Source organism: Paenibacillus solisilvae (genome assembly GCF_042656405.1).
In the GTDB taxonomy this organism is placed as follows: domain Bacteria; phylum Bacillota; class Bacilli; order Paenibacillales; family Paenibacillaceae; genus Paenibacillus_Z; species Paenibacillus_Z solisilvae.
On record NZ_JBHSOW010000080.1, the window covers coordinates 113,792 to 139,445 of the forward strand.

Here is a 25,654-nt window from a genome sequence, read left to right on the forward strand (position 1 = left end):
ACTTATGACGAATCTTACCGACAAGCAGCTTCATATGCTTCGCAGCAGCCTGGAAGCCGAGCAGGCTTCCATTGAGCAGCGTCTGGCCAGCAATGATCATTTTGGGCTAGGTGTTTCAATGAAGGATGAAACAGGGGAACTGTCCTACATCGATAATCACCCTGCTGATTCAGCAACTGAGATCTACGAGCGGGGCAAGGACATTGCTCTGCTTGAGCAGGAGGAATTTCACCTCTCACGCATCGATGATGCCCTGAGCGCAATGAACAATGGCGATTATGGAATATGCCGGACTTGTGGAGCGGATATTCCCTATGAACGATTGGAGGCACTGCCCGATTCTCTGTATTGTATAGAGCATGCCCCTCGTCAGGAGCTATCCGAGCGCCGACCTGCTGAGGAATCCTTCCTGTACCCTCCCTTTGGACGCTCAAGCATGGATGAGAAAGAATACAACGGTTTCGACGGCGAAGATGCTTGGCAGATTGTTGAGAGCTGGGGAAACTCGGATTCCCCTGCCATGTCAGAGAACAGAGATGTAGACTCTTACGATCATATCGGTATCGAAGCAGAAGAGGCTGACGGTTATGTTGAGCCGTTCGAGAGCTTCATCGCTACTGATATCACCGGCAATCATGTTACCGTAGTCCGTAATCGGGAATATTACGAATACATGGAGCATGACGAGGGAGATCATGGGCTTGAACAGCTTAAATAAGGTTTCGCCACAACTTTCTCGTACAGCCTTTCATTAATACGCGCCGCCTTCAAGCTGATGCTGTACGATCCGGACAATGTCTGCAATATAATCTCCGATGATCGGCAGGTTCAGCGCCCCAAGCAGCTGCAGCACATAGAGGATGGTTGCAGCGAAAAAAGTAAATCCGATCGCAATTCCGATGCCGCGCGCTGTACCGGCAAGTATATTCCGCCATATGAGCGAAAAGGGCCGGTTAAGCAGCTGAACATACTCGGCAATTTGCGTATGTTCCATTTGCAGTGACAGCTTCTCCAGCTGGTGCTCCAATACTTCCATCGAACGGTGAAGTGTACGCTGATCTTTCGAATCCTCGCTTATGTCGATCCCTCCCGGGAATAATGAAGTTCTGCGTTAAACAAACAAAAGCCCAAGTGTTGCTGCTGGGAGCGGCTTATGCTGCTCGCCGGTAGCAACGCTTGAGGCGTTCGTTAACTGCTGCTATTCCATTACTATTCCCTTATCCGTCGATTCGAATTCCAATTTCTTTCTCTCCAAGCGAAATACGCTCCATGCCTTCTTGGGAGGTATATTCCACTGCGCTTAACAGAACATTCTCGAACAATACGAACTCAAACGCTTGAAGCGCTTCATGAAGCTCTGCATCTACATCGAGCAAGAGATGAATCCTTTTCTCGATCGGAAGATCCAGCTTCTTGCGTGTGTCCTGAACGGCACGAATGACTTCGCGAACAAGTCCTTCTTGTTCTAATTCCGGGGTAATATCCGTATTGATGGCTACTGTTAGACCATAACCGGATGCCGAGGCAAAGCCTGATTTTGCTTGTTTCTCCACAAGCAGCTCTTCAACCGTAATCGTAAGCGTCTCGCCCTCAGCGGTTGTAAAGCTCAGCTCCCCGTTCTGAACGATTTCCTTTGTCTGATCAGCCTGGAGCGACTTCAAATACGATTGGATCGGTCCAACGTGTTTGCCATACTTCTTACCGGCAACCTTAAGGTTCAGCTTAAACGTAAAGTCAACAAATCCGCTGTCCCCGCTGGCAATCGTAATCGACTTCACATTGATTTCTTCTTGGATAATGACCTCATAATCAGACAGATCAAACTCGCGGTCAAGCGCCACGATAAGCTCTGAGAGCGGCTGGCGTGTTTTGATTCCTGTTTCGTTACGTACATTTCGCGCCAGCTCAACAATCTCTCTGGCTGTTTCCATATCACGCTCAAGCGTCTCATCGATTGCCGCTTCATCAGCTGCCGGGTAGTCTGCCAAGTGTACACTGCTTCCTCCGCCTAAATTCACGAACACATCATCTGCAAGCAGAGGTGCAAAAGGAGCAATTAGCCGCGAAAGCGTAAGAAGTACCGTGCGCAGGGTTCCGTAGGCGTCTAATTTATCATCTGTCAGCCCGCTGCCCCAGAACCGGTCACGGGAGCGGCGAATATACCAGTTGCTGAGCTCATCAACGAATGTCTCGATTAACTTAGCCGCATTCAGGAAGTCATTCACGGCCAGGCCTTTCGTTACTTGCCGTATGAGCGTATTCTGACGCGAGATAATCCAACGATCCAGCTTGCTGCCGGAAACACGGTGCGGCTGCTCAGCCGGATCGTAGCCATCAATGGATGCGTAAAGCGCGAAGAACGCATGCGTATTGACGATCGTATCGATAACCTTCGACTTCGCTTCACCGACAATACCGCGGGAGAAACGTTTGCTGTTCCAAGGTGCGCTGTCTGCAAGCAGAGCCCACCGGAATGCGTCTGTACCGTACTCCTCAATGATTTCCCACGGGTCAATAACATTCCCTTTCGATTTGGACATCTTCTGCCCGTTCTCATCAAGGATATGCCCGGTTGAGATGACCGCTTTATAAGGCGCCTGACCATTATACAGCGTTGAAACCGCAAGTAAACTGAAGAACCATCCGCGTGTTTGGTCGATTCCTTCACAGATAATATCCGCAGGATACTGCTCAGCGAATTTCTCTTGATTCTCGAACGGTTGATGATATTGTGCGAAAGGCATCGAACCGCTGTCAAACCACACATCGATAACTTCGGATGTACGTGTCATTACACCGCCTTCACAATGCGGACAGTGCAGCTTCACTTCGTCAACGTAAGGCTTATGCAGTTCGATATCCGGCGAGATCGGATGGGTCGAACGAGCAACCAAATCTGCTCTGCTGCCCGGTGAGTGCTGATCGCCGCAGCTATCGCACACCCAAACGTTTAGCGGAGTGCCCCAGTAGCGGTTACGGCTGATATTCCAATCTACAAGATCCTCCAGGAATTTACCGAAACGGCCTTCGCGAATATGACCCGGATACCAATCCACCTTGCTGTTATTGGCAATCAACTGGTCCTTGATAGCAGTCGTCTCGATAAACCAGCTTTCAGTCGCATAGTACAGAAGCGGTGATTTACAGCGCCAACAGAATGGGTAGCTGTGTTCATAACGTTCCTTCGAGAAGAGAAGCGAACGTTCGCTTAGCATTTTGACAATATCGATATCGCAATCCTTAACGAAGCGGCCTGCAAGATCCGTGATAGAATCCATGTAACGTCCTGCATTATCGACAACATTCAGGAAGCTGATGTTATTTTGCTTGGCCACTCTATAGTCATCTTCACCATGAGCGGGAGCGATATGAACGATACCTGTACCGCTTGTGTCACTGACAAAGTCGCCTGGAATGATAATATGACCACCAGGAACGGACACATAGCCAAATGGAGGCGTATATTTACGTCCAACAAGCTCTGAACCTTTGATCGTATTCAGAATCTCATGCTCGCTGCCTTTCATTACGCTCTCAACAAGCGCAGCCGCAACGATGTATACTTCTTCATCTTTACTTACGCGCGCATAGTCAAGCTCCGGATTAACGGCAAGCGCCACATTAGCAGGCAGCGTCCAAGGTGTTGTTGTCCATGCCAGTACGGATTCATCAGTGTCAGCAAGCTTGAATTTCACCGTTGCACTTAAATCCTTCACATCTTCATACCCTTGAGCAACTTCATGCGAGCTCAATGTCGTCTGGCAGCATGGACAGTACGGGCTTACACGGTGACCGCGGTACAGCAAGCCTTTGCCATGAATCGTCGACAATATATGCCACACACTTTCGATATAGTCGTTATTCAGCGTGATATAAGGATCATCCATGTTGGTCCAGTAGGCGATCGCCTCTGTCAATTCACGCCACTGCCGTTCATATTCGAATACGCTGTCTTTACATTTGGTAATGAATTTCTCGACACCGTATTCCTCAATTTCTTGTTTGCCCGAAATTCCGAGCTGTTTCTCAACACCAAGCTCCACCGGCAATCCATGCGTATCCCAGCCTGCTTTACGAACAACACGGTAGCCGTCCATCGTCTTATAGCGGCAAATGAAATCCTTGATAACCCGACCAAGCACATGCCCGATATGCGGTTTACCATTTGCTGTCGGAGGACCTTCATAGAATACAAAATTCGGTTTACCGTCGCGATGTTCAATCGATTTCTTGAATGTTTCTTCTTTGTTCCATTTGGCTAATACCCGCTTCTCGCGCTCTCTAGCACGTTCCTTAACATCAATGCGCTGCATCACAGAACATCTCCTTTAATTCATATTGAAAAACAAAAAAAGCCCCGCCCCCAAAAAGGGACGAGACTGACTCGCGTTACCACCCTTGTTCCAAGAAAGCGGCATTCAACTCCCCCTATCGACAGAGAGATGAATGAACAGCACGATTTACTTGGCACCTTAGTCACGAATTTAAACATCCGCGGTCCTTGTAACGGTGGACTTCCGGCAGCGCTTAGTAAATTTGGACCAGAAACAGCTTCAACTTCCCAGCTATCTGAGTGCCAAAAGGTTCGGCTCCGCTTCTCGGAGAGGATATTCCGCCATCGTTTCTACACCGGCTTTCAGCAAATCGCCGGCTCTCTGGAGTAAAAACGTAAATGGCGTACTCGTTCTCGTCAACGAATTCAGCTTATCAAAACATATTGTATGATTACATTTATACGCGTTTCGTTATCAATTGTCAAACTATTCGAGAATGATTAAGATTCACGTGCGATTTCGCTGGATAACCGGCCTCCGCCTTCAAGGGAATCCCAGCCGTCATGACTTAACAGGTCAAGCTGTGCCTCAACAAGAGTCCGGAAACGGGCACGGTAAATGGAAGCTTGCTTCTTCAATTCTTCCACTTCAAGCGCTACTTTGCGGGATTTGGAGAGGGATTCATTAATGATGCGATCCGCATTCTTCTCCGCTTCTTTCAGGATAAGCTGTGCTTCCTTCTTCGCATTGCTCTTGAGATCATCTGCTGCTTCTTGGGCAACGATGATGGTCTTGCTGAGCGTCTCTTCTATAGTGGCGAAGTGGTTCAGCTTCTCTTGAAGCGAGAGTGCCTGATTCTGCATTTCCTTATTCTCACGAATAAGCGCTTCGTAATCTTTAATGACCTGATCCAGAAATTCATTCACTTCATCTTCGTCATATCCACGAAGGCGTCTTCCAAATTCCTTGTTATGTATGTCCAATGGCGTAAGCGGCACTGGTGCACCTCCTAAAAAGTTTACCGAAGGAAAACTAGCTTCGGAAGTTGATCTATAAGTTTTCCGAAGGAAAACTCACTCCGGAAGCAAGTCCTGTAAGTTCGAATTCGTTTCGCATGCGCAATCCAGAAATCGTCATCATAGAACCGAGTTAACAGTTATCATTCGACAAGCCCGGCCATATTCCTGCAACCCATTAGATTAATTTGCCGACTTTTACGCGAACTCGGCCTTTCTTCGTCGTGCCTTCAACAGACAGCATTTTAAATCGCCCCAGCCCCTGCATCGATACAACATCTCCTTCTTTTAAAGGAGCTGAAGGATCTTCTTCGACTTTCCAGTTCACGCGGCAGCGTCCGGCCCGAATAGGATCGACTATTTTTGAGCGGCTGATCCGATAGACATCGCTGGCTATTCCGTCAAGACGCAAAGAGGCTACCGATAAGCTTAATTCCTCGAAAGCAGAGACGGTTGTCTGCAAGCTCGATAAAGGCAAAATATCCGTTAGTACATTCGCCCTATGGACTTGGCGCAAATGAATATTAATATAATCTGCAATCTCCCCGGCCACCAGACAATGAGCAAACTCATCATGTACGTGGAGGTCGCCAACGCGGTCACGTTTAATACCTAAACCGAGCATGGCACCCAGATAATCTCCATGGTCAAGTTCCAGATGTCCTTGTGTGCTGCCTTTCACTGCAATCAAAGAGATACCTTCAGGCTCGTCCTCAAGCCTCCGATAATCGGGCGCAATAAGCGCACGTTTGCGTTCTGCGCCTTCATAACCTCCAAACAGCCTCACTTGAACCTCTGGCTGGCGGTTCGCAAGGCTGATCAGAATATCGGCTTGCCTCGGATCAAGAAAATCAGTCCGCTTCAGCTCATGCGCGAAAGCCGCTCGTTCGATCCATTCGGATGCTCGGTCAACGAACGGCTTTTCATCGGGATGGAAATGAACATAGATATCCGGTTTCATCAGATAAACAAATGAACGATCGCATCAATGCCTTTTGTTACGAAACGAAGCGCAAACAAGGCGACGATCGGAGATATATCCAGCATACCGCCGATAGGAGGTATGATGCGTCTGAACGGGGTCAAATACGGTTCAACAATTTTACCGAGCAGTTCACCCACGAAACTCTCACGCACACTTGGCAGCCAGGACAAGAGGATATATCCGATAATTAGAAAGCTGTAGATCTCGGACAATGTGTATATAATATTTGTTGCAGAGTCACTCAACTCAAGGTCACCTCATCTTTTTGTATTCTTGCTCCTCAGTCAGCATTTCCGAAATTGCCCCTTGAATTTCAACCGTGTCCGGCGTACACAGAAAAATATTGATCCCAAGCTTCGAAATGCTCCCATTAAGAGCATAAACGGTTCCGCTTAGAAAATCGACGATCCGAACAGCTTGGTCGTTCCGTACGCGCTGCAAATTAACAACTACAGAACGGCGCGAGCGCAGATGATCCGCAATTTCCTGTGCTTCATCATACGAACGGGGCTCATTCAATATAACACGGACATTCTTCTGAGAGTGTATGCTGACCACATTGTTTCCTTTCGTACTTTGTTTACGTGCTTCGAATGGAGAAGTTTCAATCTCTTGTTCTTCGTGGTGCTCCACTCTTTCGCGTTCCACAATTTCCTCTTCCTCCTGCAGCCCAAGAAAATTCATGAATTTGTTCATCACGCTCATTTTTTGTTCCTCCTAAAAGTTTTTGCGAGGCTCTGCCTTAAGATAACTTGTTAAAGTTATCTTGTGAGCAAAAACTCACTTCGGAAGCCATACTTAAGTTTTTGCGAGGCTCTGTCTTAAGATAACTTGTTAAAGTTATCTCGTGAGCAAAAACTCACTTCGGAAGCCATACTTAAGTTTTTGCGAGGCTCTGCCTTAAGATAACTTGTTAAAAGTTATCTTGTGAGCAAAAACTCACTTCGGAAGCCATACTTAAGTTTTTGCGAGGCTCTACACAAATTTGGGATGCTAGCTTTTACCGACCAGCATTGTCCCAAGCCGCAGCCAGGTTGCCCCCTCTTCCACAGCAACTTCAAAATCACCCGACATTCCCATCGATAAATCGGTTACCGGTTTCCGAAGCACAGCTTGTGCGTTCAAATCATCGCGGAGCTGTCTGAGACCGCGGAATACCGGACGGGACTGCTCCGCTTCTCCGTCAAGTGCCGCCATGGTCATGAGACCGATCGGCTCAATATGCGGCATGCCTGCAAGCTCACCAGCGAACTGATGCAGCTCCTCCGGAGCAAGACCATGCTTGCTGTCTTCGCCGGACACGTTTACTTGTATAAAACACGGTACAACGATGCCAAGCTGCTCGGCACGCCGTTCGATGGCTTGTGCCAAAGACAGCCTGTCCAATGAATGAATGTATGTAAACCTTCCAATGACGTCTTTGACCTTGTTAGTTTGGAGCGATCCGATAAAATGCCATATCGGCTCAATTCCGGCAACGGAATCCTCCTGCCCGCCAGTCATTGACTGCCACTTGGCTTGAGCATCCTGCCAGCGGTTCTCCCCAAGATGAAGGAGCCCTGCCTGCAGCACGCTCTTCGTTTGTTCTATACCCACATACTTGGTTACGGCAATCAAGTTTATACCCTGCCGTTCTCTGCCGCTTCTCCGGCAAGCCTCGGCTATCCGTTTCTCTACCGTTTCTATTCGCTCAAATAATGTCACGCGTTGGTTTCTCCTTTTTTCATGCCGATCCAGCTAACCATACGTCCAGTCGGTCCGCCTTCCACACGATGCGAAAAGAAGAGTTCCGTCGAACAACCGGTACACCACTCTGATATTTCGATATGCGTCGGCAAAATTCCTGCTTTTATCATAATCTGTCGGTTCAATTCTTTCAAGTTTATCCGAGCTTTTCCTCCGCTGGTCGGTTTAACTATTTCGCTAAGCGCTCCGGATTGATCGCTTTGTACTAATTCCAGCTCTCGAATAATCGGATTAACACGGCCCAGCACAACTTCATCCACCTCATAACAGCAGCTGCCGATCGATGGACCGATTGCCGCTTGAATTTGCCCTGCTTCGCAGCCATAGTTAGCTTGCATCGCTTCGACGGTCAACCGCGCAATTTCAAGCACAGTGCCCTTCCAGCCCGCATGCGCAAGCGCGATCACGCTCCGGGCCTGATCAAAGAAATATAAAGGAACACAATCGGCATAGAAGGAAGTTAGAAGGACATCCTTTTCATTCGTCACCATTGCATCCGCGTCGCCGACGGAGGTCGCCCGGCTCGTTCGGCCTTTGCCGCGGTCTTGAGCTGTAACTACATGGACTTCACAGCCATGCACCTGTTCCCCGCATGTCCACGCCTCGAAAGGCCACCCCAGCGATTGCGAAAGCAGCTCCCTGTTACGGATGACGGCATCATTTTCATCGCCGACGTGCAAACCCATATTAAGCGATGACCACGGCGCTTCGCTTGTCCCGCCCAGCCGGCTCGTAAAGCCTGCACTGAGACCTTCACAGCTTCCCATCCATTCTGACAATAAAAAAAGCGAAGGCATCTTCGCTGAATCAATCTGTTTAAAGGGTTCCATATGTTTTATCACCTCATCCACAGTCTATCATAGCGGAAGCTTTCCTTGCGAGCTTTGCCTCAGCCCGCAAGGATCCATTTGCGCTTATCTGTATTATCGGACCTGCACGTCATCCTCTTCGTTCCGGTACACTTTAGCATCGTCTATGCGAACAAGAACGACATCTGTACCTATCTTCACGATATTGCGCCACGGAATAATAACGTCAGTCCCGCCGCCGCCGAACAAACCGAAGAATTTCGTATTATTGGGCACGACTATCGAATCGATCCGTCCCTGGCGCAGGTCCAGCTCCAAGTCACTAACCTGGCCGAGCTTACGGCCATCCACAATGTTAATGACATCCTTCGTTTGAAAGTCGGATATTTTCACTATACGCTCACCACATTTCTGCAAAAGGTTATCACCCATTCGCTTGTATTATTACTATATGTGCCTCATGGGTAAAATGTCCTGATCAGAAAAGGAAACGGTGAAATTAATACTTGCTGTGACTTTAAGCAAATCCGTACAGAAAGCTTCGCGGATTTGTAGAAATGATTTTCAGAACCAGCGAAACATGTATTTTTCCCATTAAAAAAACGGCGCAAGGCGCGCCGTTTACGTTTTAACATGCTTTTGCATTTGTTGAATCGCTGATTTCTCCAGACGCGAAACCTGCGCCTGCGAGATGCCGATTTCATCGGCAACCTCCATTTGCGTTTTCCCTTCGAAGAACCGCATGGAAAGAATCATTTTCTCGCGTTCGTTTAGTTTATGCATCGCTTCCCGAAGAGCGATCTCTTCAATCCACGATACATCTTTGTTCTTATCGTCGCTTATTTGATCCATTACATAGATCGGGTCGCCCCCATCATGATAAATAGGTTCGAACAATGATACCGGGTCCTGAATGGCATCGAGCGCGAACACGACGTCCTCCTTCGGAACGTTCAGCGCTTCGGAAATTTCGAATATCGTGGGCTCCCTTGAGTTTTTGTTCGTCAAGCTATCGCGCACTTGCAGCGCCTTGTAAGCAATATCACGCAGGCTTCGAGACACACGGATCGGGTTGTTATCCCTCAGATAACGGCGGATTTCACCGATTATCATCGGCACGGCATAGGTGGAAAACTTCACGTTCTGACTCAGATCGAAATTGTCGATCGCCTTCATGAGGCCGATGCAGCCGACTTGGAACAGATCATCTACGAATTCGCCACGATTGTTGAAACGTTGAATGACACTGAGCACTAGCCTTAGGTTGCCGTTGACCAATTTCTCTCTTGCTGCCCATTCGTTTTGTGTTTGCAATGCCGTAAAAAGCTCGCGCATTTCAGCATTGGTCAGGACAGGCAGTTTCGCGGTATCCACTCCACAAATCTCAACTTTGTTTCGCGTCAACGATGATTACCTCCCAAGGAGAAACATTAATGTACAGTATCTCCCCGGCACCCCAATTTATTCCCACCAAATGTAAAAGAAACCTTCGGAAATATCCGAAGGCTTCAAAAGGCGCGTACTTACTTCATTAGCACGATATTTTGCAGATTCAGTTTGTTCAATTGTGCTTCCTGCTCAGCAGCTGAACCCTCAACAACAGCAGCTCCTTTATAAACCGTTTGTCCGTTTGCCAGATCAATAATGATGACCTCGCTCCGCTTATCCGTGTGGACAAGCAAATACATGTTACGATCATCAAAGCTTGTTCTCGGGAGCGAAGCTGACCCGAGATCAGAATAAGCAAGCGTTATCGCTGGTTCTGATTTACGATCGCTCAAATTGTATTTCTCAATGGTCATTCCCGCTTTATCTGCCGATAATTTCAAGATGCGCTCACCCGAAACATAATATGAATCCGTATCCTGCGGCGTTGAACTGTTTATTGGAAACGGAATCATTTCTTCCTTGCCGGTTCTTAGATTATAAGAGCTGAAGCTGTAGTCCACCGATGAGACCGAATAGGAGCTATCAACATTTGATTTGCCGTTAAGCTTCTGAAGATGAGTGGTTTTATGTTGATAGATGACCCGCTCGCTTGACGTTAGAGCTTGTACATCATGCAGCAGGAAGAATTCCTCAAACGTTGTTTCGTCTACATATTGGTCCTCGCCTGCCATATCGTCCTGTAAGATCTTCTTGGCTGCAGGATCGATGGAATAAATATGCGTTTCGGACAGATTACCGGACTTAGGCTGTACTGCCGTTCGTTTAGCATTACGTGTCAGCAGCTTCAGCTGCTTGTCGACCATCTGTACATTCTGAATGTTCATCCATAAATAATTGGTATCATTAGGTACGCTGATTTCAAAATCACTCACCTTGCTGCTGCTCTTATCCAGAACAGATACTTGAAAATCGAATTTGTTATTCCGATTGAGCTGATTATAGGTCGATTCTAAATCGACATAGACCAGCACCTGCTTATCCTCGTAAAAGCCGATCAGATTCTCTTTGCCTCTCATGAAGCTCCCGTGCTCTTGTTGTAATCGGTTCAATTGAATCTTCGTCTTGTAATCGTAGTACCGGTGCGATTCGGCAAGCTGCCAGAGAAGAGACTTCTCGCTATCATAGGAACTTCCTGCCTGATCGACCCGCACATCCCCATTGGCATACTCAAATCTGCCCTGCATAACTATATCGGCCGCCTGCTTCTCATCCCCTTCACTCTTAACTAGCTTGAAGCTTGGCAGGGGATTCAATAAGGACTCGATATAAAAGCTTCCCAGGCTGATTACGATAAGGGCAATAAGTACGACGGACTTCCAATAACGTTTCATTCATTCTTCCCCCTAAACCGTAACCTTTTTTTGAAGTAAATATAAACTGATCCATAGCGAAATGAGGCCAATGATCAGTATGAGTACCATTTCGATGGTCAAAGATTCCATCGGATACAAATAGAGATCGAAGTGCAGGAAGCTTGTTTGATAATCATAAAGATAGAGAGGAGCGATCAATATCAACGAGACAACGATTAAATAGAGAATCCCTGCAATAATCCCCTTGAGACGATAACTGCGTTCCAGGAGTACGATCGTGAATAAAAGAATGACAAGTGCCGTACCCGTGCCATAGAGAAGAAGAAAATCAGTCAAATGATTCGGAACCAGCACGACAAATATATAATAATACCGAATCATTTCAAGCAATGAAACCGGATCTGAAAGCGCCTGAGGAACACTCATACGGCAAATGAGCTGCTCAATCGGCAATATCGCTAATTGAAACCCGACTAAACCCAAAACAAGCAATAAAATAGCGGTAAGCTTGGCCAAATAGATATTCCTTCTGGCCGTAGGCAGCATGAGAAGACGATAAATAAACGAGTTCTTCCCCATCCACTCCCGGTACCAGATAAACACGGTGTACAAGAGCAGCGTGACAGCGCTGAGCGCTATCGGCGCCACAATCCACATGCTGGCATCCATCATCGCTGTATATAGATTAAAAGCTCCGTGCTTCACCACATACTGTGCATCTGTCAGCAGTTCGGTTTCCAAAATATGCTGCCGCCTCGACATATAATCCCGAGCGGCCATCAGCACCCCCCCGCACTGCACAAGCAGCGTCACTGCGAACAATACGACATACAGCTTCCAGAAACGGCTGATCTCCATATGGACCAGCTTCATATATCGGTTCATGCCTGGTACACCTCTCTCATGACATCCATGACGGATTTGCCTTCTTCCTGGCGGACTTCCTCGCAGTTGAACTCTTTACTGACAACACCTTGATTGATGAGGACAACCTTATCGATCAGATGTTCAATATCGTTGATCTCATGAGTGGTCAGGATAACGCCGCGTTCTTCAATCAGATGGCTCGTGAATACGGAAGCAATCTGCTCCCTGCTGAAGATATCAATGCCGGAGAACGGCTCATCCATCAGCACATAATCGGTATCTACCGCTAATCCGAGCAGCAGATTAAGCTTGGCTGCATTACCTTTGGACAGCTCCCCTACGCGGTCTTTCACATTCAGCTTGAAAAAGGATGCCATTTCATCGGCCCGCTTCTGATTCCAGTAGCTGTAGAAATCCTTCATGAACAGCATGCAGCTGCCGATCGTCATGCTTGGCGGCATCGTAATCGTATCTGGAATGAAGGTCACTTTCTCGTATGTACGACTGCTTAACGGTTCTCCGTCAATCAGAATCCGGCCGCTCTTAATCGGGGTCAAGCCCATGATAGCTTTGAGAATGGTAGACTTCCCGACGCCATTCATGCCGATCAGACAAGTAATTTGCCCCTTCTCGGCAGTGAACGTAATACCGTCAAGCACATGCTTCCCGCCGAATTTCTTCTTCACTTGTTTCACTTCAATCATGCTTAAGCCCCCTAATCCTTCGAGCGTTCTTCAATGTACTTGTTCTTTACGATTTCCAGGAGCTCTTCGACAGGAACGTTAATCTTGCGAATAGAAGCCACGAACGCATCAACGGCGTCCCCGATCAGCTCTTCCCTGATTCCGCTGAGCACCTGCCCGTCCGTTGTAATTCGACTGGGAGAATTCCCTTCCGTAATAATCAACTTTTGCTCCTCCATTTCTTTATAAGCTTTCTGAGCGGTGTTCGGGTTAATTTTGAACAGCCCTGCCACTTCTCTGCGTGATGGAATGACTTGTCCTGGCTCCAGCTTGCCCATTGCGAGTTCTTCTTTAAAATAGCGGACAACCTGGAGATAGACAGGATCTCGATTGTTAAAGCTTACATCCAGCGGTCCGTCTCCAATGTTCATGCTTTATCCAACTCCATTTCGAGTGTGTGTACTACTTAGTTCATACACTATAAGTGTACTATATCGATCATACACCTAATTTGTCAATTACTAACTTTAATACCAGCATCTCTAAAAGCAAAAAGGCGCCCAACATCCCGTTAAGGAGTTGAGCGCCAACATTCAAAGCATCGTTTACCGGTATCTAACTATTCAAAGGCCGGCACAATCGCACCCTTGTATTTGTCCTCAATAAACTTCTTCACTTCTGGGGAACGCAGCATCTTCGCCAAGGTTTGAATCGCTTCAGAATCCTTGTTGTCCGGACGGGCAACCAGAATGTTGACGTAAGGGGAATCCGCACCTTCGATGAATAGTGCGTCCTTGGTTGGGACTAAGCCGGCTTCGAGTGCATAGTTCGTATTGATCAGAGCGAGATCTACCTCATCAAGAACGCGCGGCAGCGTCGCTGCTTCTACCTCTGTAATCTCAAGCTTCTTCGGGTTCTCCGTAATATCGGCAACCGTTCCTGCAACGCCTACGCCATCTTTCAGCGTAATCAGTTTATTGGCTGCGAGCAGTGCAAGAGCACGTCCGCCGTTTGACGGGTCATTGGGAATAACGACCTTCGCTCCTGATTTCAGCTCATCGATTTTCTTGATCTTCTTCGAATAAGCACCGAACGGTTCAATATGCACGCCAGCCACATTCACAAGATCATAGCCTTTATCCTTGTTGAACTGTTCGAGATAAGGAGTGTGCTGGAAAAAGTTTGCATCGAGCTCCTTCTCATACAATTGTGTATTGGGCTGTACATAATCATTGAACTCCACGATTTCCAGGTTAATCCCTTTTTCCTTGAGGAGCGGCTGGATGGCTTTTAGAATCTCAGCATGAGGCACCGGTGTTGCGCCAACCTTCAATGTTACTTCTTGCGTGCCTTCGTTCGCCTTCGAATCATTTGCCGCCGTGTTTCCAGCAGGAGTGGTATCATTTGACGTATTATTTTTTTTGCTCCCGCACGCTGATACGACAACGGCAAGCAGCACCGCAAGTACAATTAAACTCAGTTTTTTCATTGTAAGTCCTCCGTTGGTAAATTTTCTCTATTCGTTCTGATTATTTTCGGCTAAATCGTCGTACCAAAAGGTCTCCTGCCGTCTGCAAAATCTGCACCAATACAATGAGCAGCACTACAGTAACCAGCATGACGTCTGTCTGGAATCGTTGATAGCCGTATCGAAGTGCAAGGTCACCCAGACCGCCTCCGCCGATAACGCCTGACATTGCCGTGTAAGATACGAGCGTGACGGCGGTTATTGTAACAGCCGCTAGCAGCCCCGGACGCGCCTCAAGCAGCAGCACGCGCCTCACGATATCCCATCTGGAGGCTCCCATCGCCTGCGCGGCTTCAATGACGCCGCGATCCACTTCACGCAGCGAGGTCTCCACGAGTCTCGCGAAGAACGGGGCAGCCGCAGCAACAAGCGGCGGAATGGAACCCTCAACGCCAAGCGTTGTTCCTGTAATCCATTTCGTTACCGGCATAATGGTAATCATCAAGATAACGAAGGGGACAGAGCGCAGCACATTAACGATTACGGATAAAATCATATAAACAACAGGCTGCTCAAGCAGCTGTCTCCGCGAGGTTAAGAATAAAACCACACCCAGAATCAATCCAAGAATAATCGTGAATACAAGCGATGACGCCATCATTGTGAGGGTGTCTTTGGTCGCTTTCCATATTTCCGTCCATCTCACATTCTCGAAGGTCATGTTAATTCCCCCACATCCAGTCCCTCGCTGCGCAGTGCAGCAATAACCTTTTTTATTTCAGGTTCATTCCCAATCAGTTCGATGACAAGCTGGCCATATGGCGTACCCTTCATTCTGGATACAATGCCTTGGAGAATGGTGAATTCGACTGACGTTGTCTTAACCGCATTATACAGAATCGGCTCGTAGGTCAAATCCCCGATGTAATTCAAACGAACAAGCTTGCCCCTGCTGACCCCGATTAACTCCGTCACATCAAATGAATCGGCTACCTGGCTGACAAAATCGATCGTCACTGGATGCTCGGGCTTCAAGAACACCTTCAGCACCTCGCCTGACTCTACAACTTCGCCTTTATCGATAACGGCTACCCGGTCACAAATGGAACGGATAACGTGCATTTCATGCGTAATAAGAAGAATGGTTATGCCCAGCTTCTGGTTAATATCGACCAGCAGCGCAAGGATAGAGTTCGTTGTCTGCGGATCGAGCGCCGAAGTCGCTTCATCGCACAGCAGCACATCCGGATTATTGGCAAGCGCCCTCGCTATGCCGACGCGCTGCTTCTGCCCGCCTGAGAGCTGAGACGGATATTTATCCGCATGATCGACAAGACCGACAAGCTTTAGCAGCTCGTTCACTCTTCGGTCGATTTCCTTCATCCCCATTTTTGCGAGTCGAAGCGGGAATGCGATGTTGCTTCGAACCGTAGCCAGACTCAATAAATTAAAATGCTGAAATATCATTCCGATTCGTCTTCTCTGCATCTGAAGCTGGCTTGATGAGAGCGTCGTCAGCTCTTCGCCGCCTACTTTAACGGAACCGGTTGAAGGGCGCTCCAATAGGTTTACGCATCTAAGCAAGGTGCTTTTTCCCGCACCTGAATGTCCGATAATACCGAATATTTCACCCTTGTTCACGGTCAAATTAATATTCCTGATCGCTTCGACGGAAACCGAGCCGGACCTGTAGGATTTACTTATGTCCTTAAGCTCAATCAGTTGAATTACCTCCTGCTTCGTCAATCGTACCCCACCTATGTAGAATACCCATTGATATGAAAAATGCATTGCAAATTGCGAGCGAGCAACGGTTGGTATTATATCGAACTCCAGTACCTATTGTCACTGTCAAATATTTCTTACACCTATACTCATTTCAGTTAAACAGGCTGCATAACCATTCAAACGGATGCGCAAAATACTTCCCATATCAGGCGAGGGGAGGGTTTACTCCGATATGTCTAAACAGCAGGGTCATGGCGCTCAGAATACAACAACGAGGAAAAAGAAGAAAAACAAGAGCACGAGCGGTGGAGAAAGCGAGAGCTAACTTCGATTCAAGCCATTCACGTTCATAAAAAAATCCCGGAATCCTTATAACAAGGAGCTCCGGGATTTCTACATCAAACCATCTTATTAAACTCCTTGCGCAGCCGCTTGATGATCCGCTTCTCCAGCCTGGAGATATACGATTGGGAAATGCCAAGCAGGTCCGCAACATCCTTCTGCGTCTTCTCTTCGCCATCCGCAAGACCAAACCGCAGCTCCATAATGATCCGTTCTCTCTCGGTCAGCTTATCAAGCGCCTTATGCAGCAGCTTCCGGTCAACCTGCTCCTCAATATTGCGATAAATCGTATCATTCTCCGTTCCCAGTACATCCGAGAGCAGCAGCTCGTTGCCATCCCAGTCGATATTCAGCGGTTCGTCGAAGGATACTTCCGTCCTTGTTTTACTGTTGCGGCGAAGATACATCAATATCTCATTCTCAATACACCTTGATGCGTATGTCGCCAGCTTGATTTTTTTCTCCGGATCAAAAGTATTGACCGCTTTAATAAGACCAATAGCCCCAATCGAGACGAGATCCTCGATATGAATGCCCGTATTCTCAAACTTGCGGGCGATGTACACGACCAGTCTCAAATTACGTTCGATAAGCATAGCACGTATGGCAGAATCGCCGGACGGCAGCTTATCAAGCAAATATTCCTCTTCTTCACGAGTGAGCGGCGGCGGCAGCGCTTCGCTTCCGCCAATATAATAGATCTCCTCACTTTTTAATCCGAATAAAAATAAAACCCGATAATAATATAACTGCAGGACTAATTTCCATTTTACGAGCATGCTGCCCCATCCCTCCCCGAAGAACTGTGAACTGAATCGATCGTGATGCTTCGATTTTGCAGAAGTGACGGATGGATGATCGCTTGATACGTCCCATCAGTGACTAATTTGCCTGCATCTAGACCAATAAGTACCTTACGTGATTCAAATTGTTCTCCATCCCGGACGATGATGACCATGTCGGGTTTAATCGCAAGCATAAATTGTGCGCCCCGGTTCACCCCGCGGTATGGCACTAGACGAAGACGATCCTGCCAAATAAAGGGCTCATCATCATTCATATTTGCAAGCAGCTTATCGACCTGTGATTCGCGAATCTTATTGATCCACGAAGGCGGAAGCACCTCCTGCCAAACGCAAGTCTCCATGACCATGACCGGCGTGCGGGTAAGCGGTTCATATAATTGATTACCTGTGTCAATCAAGCCTACACAGCTATACGTACAATCACCGATTCTGACTTTCACCTCCGCAAGATGATTGCGAACCAGATCACGCTCTTTGCGCTGGGTCATAACGGAACGGTAGATGTAATAACCGACACAGACGATAGAAAATACGAATAGGATGGAAGGTCTAATCATAAATCCATATTGACCGTCAACCGATTTGAAAGTATCCCATACCTCTTTTGAGCTGTTCATAAGCAAATAATTGAATCCAAGCACAGCACCGGCAGCAGCGAAATTCACACCATAAAATGCTCCAAGATGACGGATGAAATGTTGGACGCTTCCAAATCCAAAAGCCGTAAGCAGCATTATGACCGACAAAACAATTTTGATGATAATGGTGAACAGAAACGAGAGCGGCGGAAAAACCATCATGACGGCATATAACGAACCGATGACCGCGGCCAGCAGTACACGCCACCATTTGGCCCGAATGCTGCGCACCCAAGCCGTGAGCAGAAGATTAGAACCGTCAATGAGTAGATTAATCATGAAATAGACATCGATATAAACTACATTCAGTGCCTTCACCTTCCTGCCGCACTTTCCACTGAACAGACGCCCTCCATGCGTTTCTAGCGAGGATCAGCGGCTTGTGTTTAGTATAGTTAAAGCCTATTACAATGTCTGTCTAAACATGCCGTCAGGAGCGATCTTTTTTTGTCGATGTCTCTCGCTGGACAGGCTGTGAACAGCCGTCAGGAATTTACAGAAACGGCAAAAAAGCCGCTTTCCGTATTGTACGGAAAGCGGCCAAAGACCTATTGCCTAGCGGTCATTATTACGTTTGTTGCGCAGAAATGCCGGAATATCAAGCTGGTCGCTGGATACTGTGCTGCCGAAAGGCTTTGGTCCCGAGCTTACGCTTGGCGCCGCAGCGCGTGCTTCTCCAGTCTTCTCTTCCGGATGGCCAACTGACGGCTTGCGGAACGCCGGGTTGCTGCGGTGTTCAAATCCTGTAGCAATAACCGTCACTTTAATTTCTTCTTTGAGGTTCTCATCGATGCTGGCACCAAAGATCATATTCACGTCAGGATCCGATGCAGAAATGACAATTTCAGCCGCTTCATTCACTTCATAAAGCGACAGATTAGACCCGCCGGTAATGTTCATGATGATACCCCTTGCACCATCGATGGACGTTTCTAGCAACGGACTTTGAATAGCTTTGCGAGCCGCTTCAGCAGCACGGTTCTCACCCGTCGCATTCCCGATACCCATTAGCGCGGAGCCGCGCTCCGTCATGATTGTTTTGACATCCGCGAAGTCCAAGTTGATAAGACCTGGTACCGCGATCAAATCAGAAATCCCTTGTACCGCTTGTTTAAGCACGTTATCCGCTTCACGGAAAGCTTCAAGCATCGGTGTTTTCTTGTCCACGATCTCAAGCAGTCGATCATTCGGAATAACGATCAACGTGTCTACCTTTTCCTTCAGCGCTTCAATCCCAAACTCAGCTTGTCCAGAGCGCTTACGGCCTTCAAAGGTAAACGGCCGTGTGACAACGCCAACAGTCAGCGCACCGCATTCGCGGGCGATCTCAGCGATTACCGGGGCAGCACCAGTACCTGTTCCGCCGCCCATCCCGGCTGTTACGAACACCATATCCGCTCCTTTGAGCGTGTTCATAACCGTTTCGCGTGACTCCTCAGCCGCTTTCTTCCCTACTTCAGGGTTTGCTCCTGCACCTAAACCACGAGTTAATTTATCGCCAATTTGCAGCTTTTGTTCCGCTTTAGCCATATGAAGCGCTTGGGCATCCGTGTTAACCGTAATAAATTCTACGCCTTTAACACCATTCTCGATCATTCGGTTAACTGCATTGCTGCCGCCGCCGCCGACGCCAATGACCTTGATTTGCGCCAGCTGCTCCATTTCGAAATCGAATTCCAACATGCTGTTATATCCCCCGATCAAATAAATTCACTAAACATATTTTTTAATTTCTCAAACAGTCCGGGCTTCGAGGCTGTAGGCGCTCCTGGTTTCCGGCTGGCACTTTTCTTCTGAACGGGCACGGGACGATTACGCATGTACTTCGAAACGTATTGTATCATGCCGACACCACTGGTGAACGCAGGATCTCGCACACCGATAAAATCAGGAACTGCAATGCGCACCGATGCTTCAAGTTCATGCTGCGCAAGCGCCAAAGTACCAGGCATCGTAACAGCGCCGCCTGTAAGAACATACCCATTTATTTTATCCCCGTAACCAAGACGACGAACTTCCTGATGAATGAGGTGAAAAATCTCCTGCATACGCGGTTCAATAATATTGGTCAAATCCACTTGTGAGAATTCTTTCTCGACATTGCTGCCCATCCGCATAACTTTAAACTTCTGATCCTCGGCAGCATCTTCAATAAGTGCACAGCCGAATTTCTGTTTAATTTTTTCCGCTTGCTCCGTTTGGGTACGCAAGCCGTAAGAGATATCACTCGTTACATATTCACCGCCGATAGGCAATGTTGAAGTAGCTACTATGCTTCCCTGCTCAAAGACGGCGATTGTACAAGAACCTGCGCCAATATCTACAAGCGCCGTTCCCATCATTTTCTCATCCTTGGTCAGAGCCATTTGACCTGATGCTAGTGACATTAAGATGATGCCTGCAATTCTTAGATTAGCCTTCTCGATACACCGGACTAAATTATGTATCGCTGTTTTTGCGCCGGTAACGATCGTTGCTTCCACTTCAAGCCGCACGCCAATCATACCTCGAGGATCAGAAATCCCTTCTAACCCATCGACCAAATATTGCTTCGGAACAAGATTAATGATTTCGCGCTCAGGCGGCAGTGCCACTACCTTAGCTGCCTGAAGCACCCGTTCGATATCTTCTTCACCGATTTCCCGGTCTTCGTTCGAAACAGCTACAACGCCATGATTGGTTTGTAACCCGATGTGATTGCCTTGAATGCCCACATAAACGTCGCTTATTTGAATGCCGACCATCCGTTCCGCATGATCCACTGCATTACGAATGGACTGCACGGTCTGATCAATATCAACAATTGCTCCCTTGCGAATTCCCTCCGAGTCGGCAGATCCAACTCCAATAATATTAATGACTCCGTTATTCACTTCGCCAATAATAGCACGAACTTTGGATGTACCGATGTCCAAACTGACGATGATGTCGTTGCTGCTCAACCCTTGGCACCTCCGTTTCAACATTGATTAAGATACGGACCTTTAGTTAAGTCTCCTTGCTCATTCCTAGTTAATTCAACACCCTGACTATTTTCCCTCTTTTTTCTACAATTTTTTTAATATTGTCTATGTCTCCAGATGGGTCTTTGCCACATCCTGTATCGTGTCTGCAAGGTAAAAAAGAAAATAAGAACAAATAAAATCTACATAATTAAAATTCTAACACTCTTTCAAGCTATTGAGTAGTCTCTTTTTCAGCAGAATCGGTATTTTCTGAATCACTAGGCGTGAAGGAAGCATACTTATCTGCCAAAAGAAGGGTAATCAATCCGGGTTCCTGTGTTTCAATGACCGCATTTAGCACCGCAATCTTAGACTGCAGCAAGGAAACGGCTGTAATGACCTCAAAACGCGTACGGGTGTAGATTTTAATTCGGTCTTTGTAGGACGCTGATGCGGTTGGCATAATCTCTGAAAAATCTGAAAGTGATTGTGCCGGTATAGCAGCCAATTGTTTGCAAAGTTCAATTTTCACCGGATCGCCGGCTTTCCAGCCTGATAATATCGGCTTGTCCACTACAACATCACTGCCTGCTACGAGGCTTGTTCCATTCGACATAATCGCAGTTATTTCGCCTTTCGGCGATACTTCATATGCAACTGTCGGAAGTTCTTTGATCACAATTTTAATTTTTCCTGGAAAGGACTTGATCACTTTCGTCGTTTCAATCGCCTTTAATTTACCAACTCTAGCTTCAATTGTCTTAGCTGTTGTACCGAAGAATGCATCCCCAACCGTGACTCCTGTCGCCTTCTGGATATCCGCTGCCTTCATATATCTTTGCCCTTCCACAGTTATGGAGGATATTTTACTAATGGAAGAATTAAAAAACAAGACACATAATATAACAACAAACAGAATAAAGAGACTAATAAGCAGCTTTTTGCCGCCTCTCCGTCTTCTGGCAGGCTCCCTAAGTACAGGCATCTTGTCTGTCATGGCTTGTCTCCTCTTCGTGCAAACGGAAACGGCAGGATGCCTGCTCCTAACAGCCCCATGCCGTTTGCGATCATGATATCAATTTCAATATGAAGTGCTGGTGAAATCCGCTGCTTTCGGTTCAGGTGACAGCCTGGAAATCCGTGCTCCGAGCCGCCCGAACATCGTCTCAATCCGGTCGTAGCCGCGATCGATATGATGTACCTGCTCCACAACGGTCTTCCCCTGAGCAGCCAGACCGGCGATTACAAGCGCTGCTCCTGCACGAAGGTCTGTTGCTTCGACAGTCGCACCATATAGACGAGAGACGCCTCTAATAAATGCGGAATTTAAATCTACCCGAATATCTGAGCCCATTCTAGATAGTTCATCAACGTGCTTGAACCGACCTTCGAATATCGTTTCCTTCATGACGCTAACGCCATCGGCTAATGCCAGCAGAACCATCACTTGCGATTGCAAATCCGTTGGGAAAGCAGGATACGGCGAAGTGACAATGCGGTCGATTGCTTTAGGCCTGCTTGCGCTGCCGACCTTAATTATATCACCGTCAACCACGATTTGAACACCTGCGCGCCTAAGCACGTGGATCAGAGAGGTCAAATGGGACGGATTCGTATTTTGCAAGGTAACCTGACCGCGTGTTGCAGCAGCAGCTACCATGACTGTACCGGTTACGATTCGGTCAGGAATAACCTGATAACGACCTGGAGATAGTTTCTCTACCCCTTCAATCGTAATCGTATCTGTTCCCGCACCGATGATCTTTGCACCCATGCTGCATAAGAAACGCTGCAGATCTTGAATTTCCGGCTCTCTTGCCGCATTTGTAATCGTTGTTAAGCCATCGGCAAGCACGGCTGCCATCATTATATTCTCCGTTGCACCGACGCTTGGGAAGTCCAGGTGAACCTCAGCGCCTTTAAGCCGTTTTGCGAAGCAGGAAATCCGGCTGCCTTCTTCTTGAATTTGCGCCCCCAGTGCCATGAGGCCCCGAAGATGCAAATCAATCTTTCTCTCTCCGATTGCGCAGCCACCAGGCTGATAAATCGTCACTTCGCCAAACCGCGCTAGAAGGGGGCCCATCAAAAAGATGGAGGATCGCATCTGACGCATAAGCGGCTCTGGTATATGTGAGGAATGTGCGCTTGACGTATCAAGCAAGACGGTTTCATCCTCGTGCTCTGCACGGCAGCCTAATTCGCGTAAAATGTTCAGCATAACGTCGATATCAAGCAGCTTAGGCACATGATCGATCGTTACTTTTCCTTCAACTAGCATGCTTGCAGCTAAAATTGGCAAAGCGGCATTTTTCGCGCCTTGGATAACAATGGTTCCTGAGAGGGGTTTCCCGCCTTCAATCACCAATTTGTCCAATGTATCACCTCCGAATTACCGCTCACCCACAACCAGCACTTCCGGTACCAAATCAACGCCATACTGCTCTTTGATTGTAGTTCGAATAGTGGCCATCAGGGTGAGAACGTCTTCAGCCGTCGCTTGCCCTGCATTTACAATGAAATTAGCGTGCTGCGTCGAAACCTCGGCTCCACCGCTTCGCAATCCCTTCAAGCCGGCCTCTTGAATTAACCTTGCGGCAAAATCGTGAGGCGGATTGCGGAAAACACTGCCCGCACACGCCATCTGAAGCGGCTGCGTGCGCAGACGACGCTCTTTGTAGGCTGCCAGCGTTGCCGTGATCTCTTTGCGGTCACCCTGCTCAAGCTCCAATGTGACGTTCACAACGATGCCCGGCCGCTCGTGAAGGACGGAATGTCGGTAGGAAAAACCCATTTCTTCGATTCCATAGCGAACCAATTCCCCTGTTTCCAGTACAATCTCAGCTGATTTGAAAATACGTGACACATCCGACCCGAGGGCGCCGGCGTTCATATAGACGGCCCCGCCGACCGATCCTGGAATCCCCCCTGCAAATTCCAAACCGGTCAATCCTTCTTTGCCTGATAGAACAGACAGCTTGATTAAGGAATAAGCGGCACCCGCATGGACGAGTTTGCCATCAAATTGCGCATAATCGAATCCTGCGCCCAGTTGAATAACGACACCTCGGACTCCTTTATCGCGAACGAGCATATTGGAGCCGCGCCCGATATTGGTCCACTCGACCTCGTGCTTATGGAGCAGCTTGACGACCGATACGAGCTGATCTTTGTTTTCCGGAATGATAAGAACGTCTGCAGGCCCTCCGATTTTCCATGTTGTATATTCGGAGAGCGGTTCGTCATACATGACTTTTCCTACATCCGTTTGTTTCAGTTCCGCCAAAAATGCCTTCATCTGCCGTACCTCCTTGTGCTGTGACGATTGAAACCCTGGTGCTGTTACCCGATCCGGACGTCCCGTTCCTGCTGTTTATACGCAAGGCGATGGGCCTCCGGGTGACGGTCACGATTATGAAGTATAATATGCCCTCCAGCACAGGTGTGTGACAATCGCCTATATGACAGGCTATCATTTACTTGTTTTCGTTAATTTCATCAGTTCATTCTTAATAAGCGCAGCCGACTCCGGCATACCAAGCTTCAGCGCAGCCTGCTTCATATCCGAGAGCTGCTTGCTGTTGTTCATAATCGCGCTGATTCTCTGAAAAAGCACTTGCCCTGTTACATCCTTCTCGATAATCATCTCTGCCGCACCAGCCTCTGCCAAGCTTCGCGCATTGGCCTCCTGGTGGTTGTTCGTCACATTAGGCGATGGTATCAGGATGGAAGGAATCCCAAGCGCCGTCAGCTCAGCGAGCGAAGAAGCGCCGGAACGGCCAACGACAAGCTCGGATGCAGCGAGCACCTCCGGCATGTTATGCAAATAAGGCAGCACTTGAAGTGTGGAGGGCAGGCTGCTTCTGCCCTGCTTCATCCGGTTCATCGTCTGCTCATAATAGCTTTCTCCGGTTACAAACACAAAGTGGACATTCCGCAGCTGATCCAGAAGCGGCACCATTTCCACCATTGCATCATTAATTGCTTTCGCGCCTCGGCTGCCTCCGACCATCAAGACAACCCGGCTTCCAGAAGGCAGGCCAAGTGATGCAAAACCTTTATCTCTGCTCGCACGCACCACATGCGTTGCACAGGGGTTCCCCGTATAGACCGCATGCTTGGATCGTTTGAACTGCGGCAGTGAATCCTTGAAGCTGACAGCTACACAGCTTGCGTAGCGGGTCAGAAACTGATTGGTCAAGCCAGACACGGCATTCTGTTCATGAATCAAAGTCGGAATTCCAAGCTTGGCAGCCGCATAAACGACAGGACCGCACACGTAGCCACCCGTACCTACAACAACATCAGGCTTAAACTCCCTTAGAAGCTGCTTTGACCGTCGTACGCCTTTAAGAAAGCGCATGACGGTCTTGACATTATCAAGCGATAGCTTTCGTTTGAAACCAGTGATCTCAACCGCTTCGAAAGAGATACCCTGAGCCGGAACAATCCGGCTTTCAAGCCCCTTTGGGGAGCCGATATATAAAATAGAAGAACCCGGGATATCCGCAAGCACCTGCTTGCCGACTGCCAGAGCGGGATAAATATGCCCGCCGGTTCCGCCGCCGGTCAATACGATACGCATATA

Annotated in this window: 26 protein-coding genes and 1 other annotated feature; of the genes, 1 reads left to right on the forward strand and 25 read right to left on the reverse strand. The window is 48.0% G+C overall.

Going from position 1 to position 25,654, the window contains the following annotated elements; all coding sequences use genetic code 11:
- Positions 1-4 precede the first annotated feature (4 nt).
- Positions 5-718 (forward strand): TraR/DksA C4-type zinc finger protein, encoded by a 714-nt coding sequence (locus tag ACFPYJ_RS21585; protein ID WP_379190292.1) that lies wholly within the window; start codon positions 5-7, stop codon positions 716-718.
- Between the two features lie 33 nt (positions 719-751).
- Here ACFPYJ_RS21585 and ACFPYJ_RS21590 read toward each other — a convergent pair whose 3' ends face one another.
- The 25 genes from ACFPYJ_RS21590 to murG all read right to left on the reverse strand — a co-directional run bounded on the left by ACFPYJ_RS21590 (position 752) and on the right by murG (position 25,651).
- On the reverse strand, positions 752-1,036 hold the full coding sequence (locus tag ACFPYJ_RS21590) for a DUF5665 domain-containing protein (RefSeq protein ID WP_379190293.1): 285 nt from the start codon (positions 1,034-1,036) through the stop codon (positions 752-754).
- 181 nt (positions 1,037-1,217) lie between these two features.
- The gene (gene ileS, locus ACFPYJ_RS21595) at positions 1,218-4,313 is read right to left on the reverse strand and encodes an isoleucine--tRNA ligase (protein WP_379190294.1); all 3,096 of its coding nucleotides are present in this window, start codon (positions 4,311-4,313) and stop codon (positions 1,218-1,220) included.
- 53 nt (positions 4,314-4,366) lie between these two features.
- Positions 4,367-4,703: a binding site (T-box leader), on the reverse strand.
- 71 nt (positions 4,704-4,774) lie between these two features.
- On the reverse strand, positions 4,775-5,272 hold the full coding sequence (locus tag ACFPYJ_RS21600) for a DivIVA domain-containing protein (protein ID WP_379190295.1): 498 nt from the start codon (positions 5,270-5,272) through the stop codon (positions 4,775-4,777).
- A 196-nt stretch (positions 5,273-5,468) separates the two neighbouring features.
- Positions 5,469-6,251 (reverse strand): YlmH family RNA-binding protein, encoded by a 783-nt coding sequence (locus ACFPYJ_RS21605; protein ID WP_379190296.1) that lies wholly within the window; start codon positions 6,249-6,251, stop codon positions 5,469-5,471.
- Entirely contained in the window at positions 6,251-6,520 is a 270-nt protein-coding gene (locus ACFPYJ_RS21610; protein WP_379190297.1) for a YggT family protein, read from the reverse strand. Before ACFPYJ_RS21610 ends, ACFPYJ_RS21605 begins: the two co-directional genes overlap by 1 nt.
- 7 nt (positions 6,521-6,527) lie before the next feature.
- Positions 6,528-6,980: a cell division protein SepF gene (locus ACFPYJ_RS21615; protein WP_379190298.1), complete on the reverse strand. Its 453-nt coding sequence runs from the start codon at positions 6,978-6,980 to the stop codon at positions 6,528-6,530.
- A gap of 288 nt (positions 6,981-7,268) precedes the next feature.
- Positions 7,269-7,979 (reverse strand): YggS family pyridoxal phosphate-dependent enzyme, encoded by a 711-nt coding sequence (locus ACFPYJ_RS21620; RefSeq protein ID WP_379190299.1) that lies wholly within the window; start codon positions 7,977-7,979, stop codon positions 7,269-7,271.
- Positions 7,976-8,851: a peptidoglycan editing factor PgeF gene (pgeF, locus tag ACFPYJ_RS21625; RefSeq protein WP_379190300.1), complete on the reverse strand. Its 876-nt coding sequence runs from the start codon at positions 8,849-8,851 to the stop codon at positions 7,976-7,978. Before pgeF ends, ACFPYJ_RS21620 begins: the two co-directional genes overlap by 4 nt.
- Positions 8,852-8,944: 93 nt before the next feature.
- Complete coding sequence (locus tag ACFPYJ_RS21630; RefSeq protein WP_379190301.1) at positions 8,945-9,223, reverse strand: PRC-barrel domain-containing protein; 279 nt, start codon at positions 9,221-9,223, stop codon at positions 8,945-8,947.
- 228 nt (positions 9,224-9,451) lie between these two features.
- Positions 9,452-10,234: an RNA polymerase sporulation sigma factor SigG gene (sigG, locus tag ACFPYJ_RS21635; protein WP_090573745.1), complete on the reverse strand. Its 783-nt coding sequence runs from the start codon at positions 10,232-10,234 to the stop codon at positions 9,452-9,454.
- 119 nt (positions 10,235-10,353) lie between these two features.
- Complete coding sequence (locus ACFPYJ_RS21640) at positions 10,354-11,610, reverse strand: hypothetical protein (RefSeq protein ID WP_379190302.1); 1,257 nt, start codon at positions 11,608-11,610, stop codon at positions 10,354-10,356.
- Positions 11,611-11,622: 12 nt separating this feature from the next.
- The gene (locus tag ACFPYJ_RS21645; RefSeq protein WP_379190303.1) at positions 11,623-12,477 is read right to left on the reverse strand and encodes a hypothetical protein; all 855 of its coding nucleotides are present in this window, start codon (positions 12,475-12,477) and stop codon (positions 11,623-11,625) included.
- Positions 12,474-13,163, reverse strand: coding sequence for an ATP-binding cassette domain-containing protein (locus ACFPYJ_RS21650; protein ID WP_379190304.1), 690 nt, complete (start codon positions 13,161-13,163; stop codon positions 12,474-12,476). The genes ACFPYJ_RS21645 and ACFPYJ_RS21650 overlap by 4 nt, the downstream gene beginning before the upstream one ends.
- 11 nt (positions 13,164-13,174) lie before the next feature.
- Complete coding sequence (locus ACFPYJ_RS21655) at positions 13,175-13,552, reverse strand: GntR family transcriptional regulator (RefSeq protein ID WP_379190476.1); 378 nt, start codon at positions 13,550-13,552, stop codon at positions 13,175-13,177.
- 209 nt (positions 13,553-13,761) lie between these two features.
- On the reverse strand, positions 13,762-14,631 hold the full coding sequence (locus tag ACFPYJ_RS21660) for a MetQ/NlpA family ABC transporter substrate-binding protein (RefSeq protein WP_379190305.1): 870 nt from the start codon (positions 14,629-14,631) through the stop codon (positions 13,762-13,764).
- 40 nt (positions 14,632-14,671) lie between these two features.
- Complete coding sequence (locus tag ACFPYJ_RS21665; protein ID WP_379190477.1) at positions 14,672-15,337, reverse strand: methionine ABC transporter permease; 666 nt, start codon at positions 15,335-15,337, stop codon at positions 14,672-14,674.
- Entirely contained in the window at positions 15,328-16,332 is a 1,005-nt protein-coding gene (locus tag ACFPYJ_RS21670) for a methionine ABC transporter ATP-binding protein (RefSeq protein ID WP_379190478.1), read from the reverse strand. The genes ACFPYJ_RS21665 and ACFPYJ_RS21670 overlap by 10 nt, the downstream gene beginning before the upstream one ends.
- 404 nt (positions 16,333-16,736) lie before the next feature.
- Positions 16,737-17,459 carry an RNA polymerase sporulation sigma factor SigE gene (gene sigE / locus ACFPYJ_RS21675; protein WP_379190306.1) on the reverse strand — a complete coding sequence of 241 codons (723 nt, stop codon included), beginning with the start codon at positions 17,457-17,459 and terminating at the stop codon, positions 16,737-16,739.
- A complete protein-coding gene (gene spoIIGA, locus ACFPYJ_RS21680) occupies positions 17,450-18,442 on the reverse strand; it encodes a sigma-E processing peptidase SpoIIGA (RefSeq protein ID WP_379190307.1) in 993 nt (330 codons plus the stop codon). Before spoIIGA ends, sigE begins: the two co-directional genes overlap by 10 nt.
- A gap of 237 nt (positions 18,443-18,679) precedes the next feature.
- The gene (gene ftsZ, locus ACFPYJ_RS21685; protein WP_379190308.1) at positions 18,680-19,807 is read right to left on the reverse strand and encodes a cell division protein FtsZ; all 1,128 of its coding nucleotides are present in this window, start codon (positions 19,805-19,807) and stop codon (positions 18,680-18,682) included.
- A 17-nt stretch (positions 19,808-19,824) separates the two neighbouring features.
- Complete coding sequence (ftsA, locus tag ACFPYJ_RS21690; protein WP_379190309.1) at positions 19,825-21,066, reverse strand: cell division protein FtsA; 1,242 nt, start codon at positions 21,064-21,066, stop codon at positions 19,825-19,827.
- Positions 21,067-21,301: 235 nt separating this feature from the next.
- On the reverse strand, positions 21,302-22,066 hold the full coding sequence (locus ACFPYJ_RS21695; RefSeq protein WP_379190310.1) for a cell division protein FtsQ/DivIB: 765 nt from the start codon (positions 22,064-22,066) through the stop codon (positions 21,302-21,304).
- Between the two features lie 84 nt (positions 22,067-22,150).
- Complete coding sequence (gene murA / locus ACFPYJ_RS21700; RefSeq protein ID WP_379190311.1) at positions 22,151-23,443, reverse strand: UDP-N-acetylglucosamine 1-carboxyvinyltransferase; 1,293 nt, start codon at positions 23,441-23,443, stop codon at positions 22,151-22,153.
- A gap of 15 nt (positions 23,444-23,458) precedes the next feature.
- Positions 23,459-24,364: a UDP-N-acetylmuramate dehydrogenase gene (gene murB / locus ACFPYJ_RS21705; protein ID WP_379190312.1), complete on the reverse strand. Its 906-nt coding sequence runs from the start codon at positions 24,362-24,364 to the stop codon at positions 23,459-23,461.
- Positions 24,365-24,538: 174 nt separating this feature from the next.
- Complete coding sequence (gene murG, locus ACFPYJ_RS21710) at positions 24,539-25,651, reverse strand: undecaprenyldiphospho-muramoylpentapeptide beta-N-acetylglucosaminyltransferase (RefSeq protein ID WP_379190313.1); 1,113 nt, start codon at positions 25,649-25,651, stop codon at positions 24,539-24,541.
- Positions 25,652-25,654: the final 3 nt, after the last annotated feature.

What these genes read in the sequence shown, in the direction of transcription:
- ACFPYJ_RS21585 (WP_379190292.1), top strand. Translation starts at nt 5, where the DNA reads ATGACGAATCTTACCGACAAGCAGCTTCATATGCTTCGCAGCAGCCTG.
- ACFPYJ_RS21590 (WP_379190293.1), bottom strand. Translation starts at nt 1,036, where the DNA reads ATGGAAGTATTGGAGCACCAGCTGGAGAAGCTGTCACTGCAAATGGAA.
- ileS (WP_379190294.1), bottom strand. Translation starts at nt 4,313, where the DNA reads ATGCAGCGCATTGATGTTAAGGAACGTGCTAGAGAGCGCGAGAAGCGG.
- ACFPYJ_RS21605 (WP_379190296.1), bottom strand. Translation starts at nt 6,251, where the DNA reads ATGAAACCGGATATCTATGTTCATTTCCATCCCGATGAAAAGCCGTTC.
- ACFPYJ_RS21615 (WP_379190298.1), bottom strand. Translation starts at nt 6,980, where the DNA reads ATGAGCGTGATGAACAAATTCATGAATTTTCTTGGGCTGCAGGAGGAA.
- pgeF (WP_379190300.1), bottom strand. Translation starts at nt 8,851, where the DNA reads ATGGAACCCTTTAAACAGATTGATTCAGCGAAGATGCCTTCGCTTTTT.
- ACFPYJ_RS21640 (WP_379190302.1), bottom strand. Translation starts at nt 11,610, where the DNA reads ATGAAACGTTATTGGAAGTCCGTCGTACTTATTGCCCTTATCGTAATC.
- ACFPYJ_RS21645 (WP_379190303.1), bottom strand. Translation starts at nt 12,477, where the DNA reads ATGAACCGATATATGAAGCTGGTCCATATGGAGATCAGCCGTTTCTGG.
- ACFPYJ_RS21650 (WP_379190304.1), bottom strand. Translation starts at nt 13,163, where the DNA reads ATGATTGAAGTGAAACAAGTGAAGAAGAAATTCGGCGGGAAGCATGTG.
- ACFPYJ_RS21660 (WP_379190305.1), bottom strand. Translation starts at nt 14,631, where the DNA reads ATGAAAAAACTGAGTTTAATTGTACTTGCGGTGCTGCTTGCCGTTGTC.
- sigE (WP_379190306.1), bottom strand. Translation starts at nt 17,459, where the DNA reads ATGCTCGTAAAATGGAAATTAGTCCTGCAGTTATATTATTATCGGGTT.
- ftsZ (WP_379190308.1), bottom strand. Translation starts at nt 19,807, where the DNA reads ATGTTGGAATTCGATTTCGAAATGGAGCAGCTGGCGCAAATCAAGGTC.
- ACFPYJ_RS21695 (WP_379190310.1), bottom strand. Translation starts at nt 22,066, where the DNA reads ATGACAGACAAGATGCCTGTACTTAGGGAGCCTGCCAGAAGACGGAGA.
- murB (WP_379190312.1), bottom strand. Translation starts at nt 24,364, where the DNA reads ATGAAGGCATTTTTGGCGGAACTGAAACAAACGGATGTAGGAAAAGTC.
- murG (WP_379190313.1), bottom strand. Translation starts at nt 25,651, where the DNA reads ATGCGTATCGTATTGACCGGCGGCGGAACCGGCGGGCATATTTATCCC.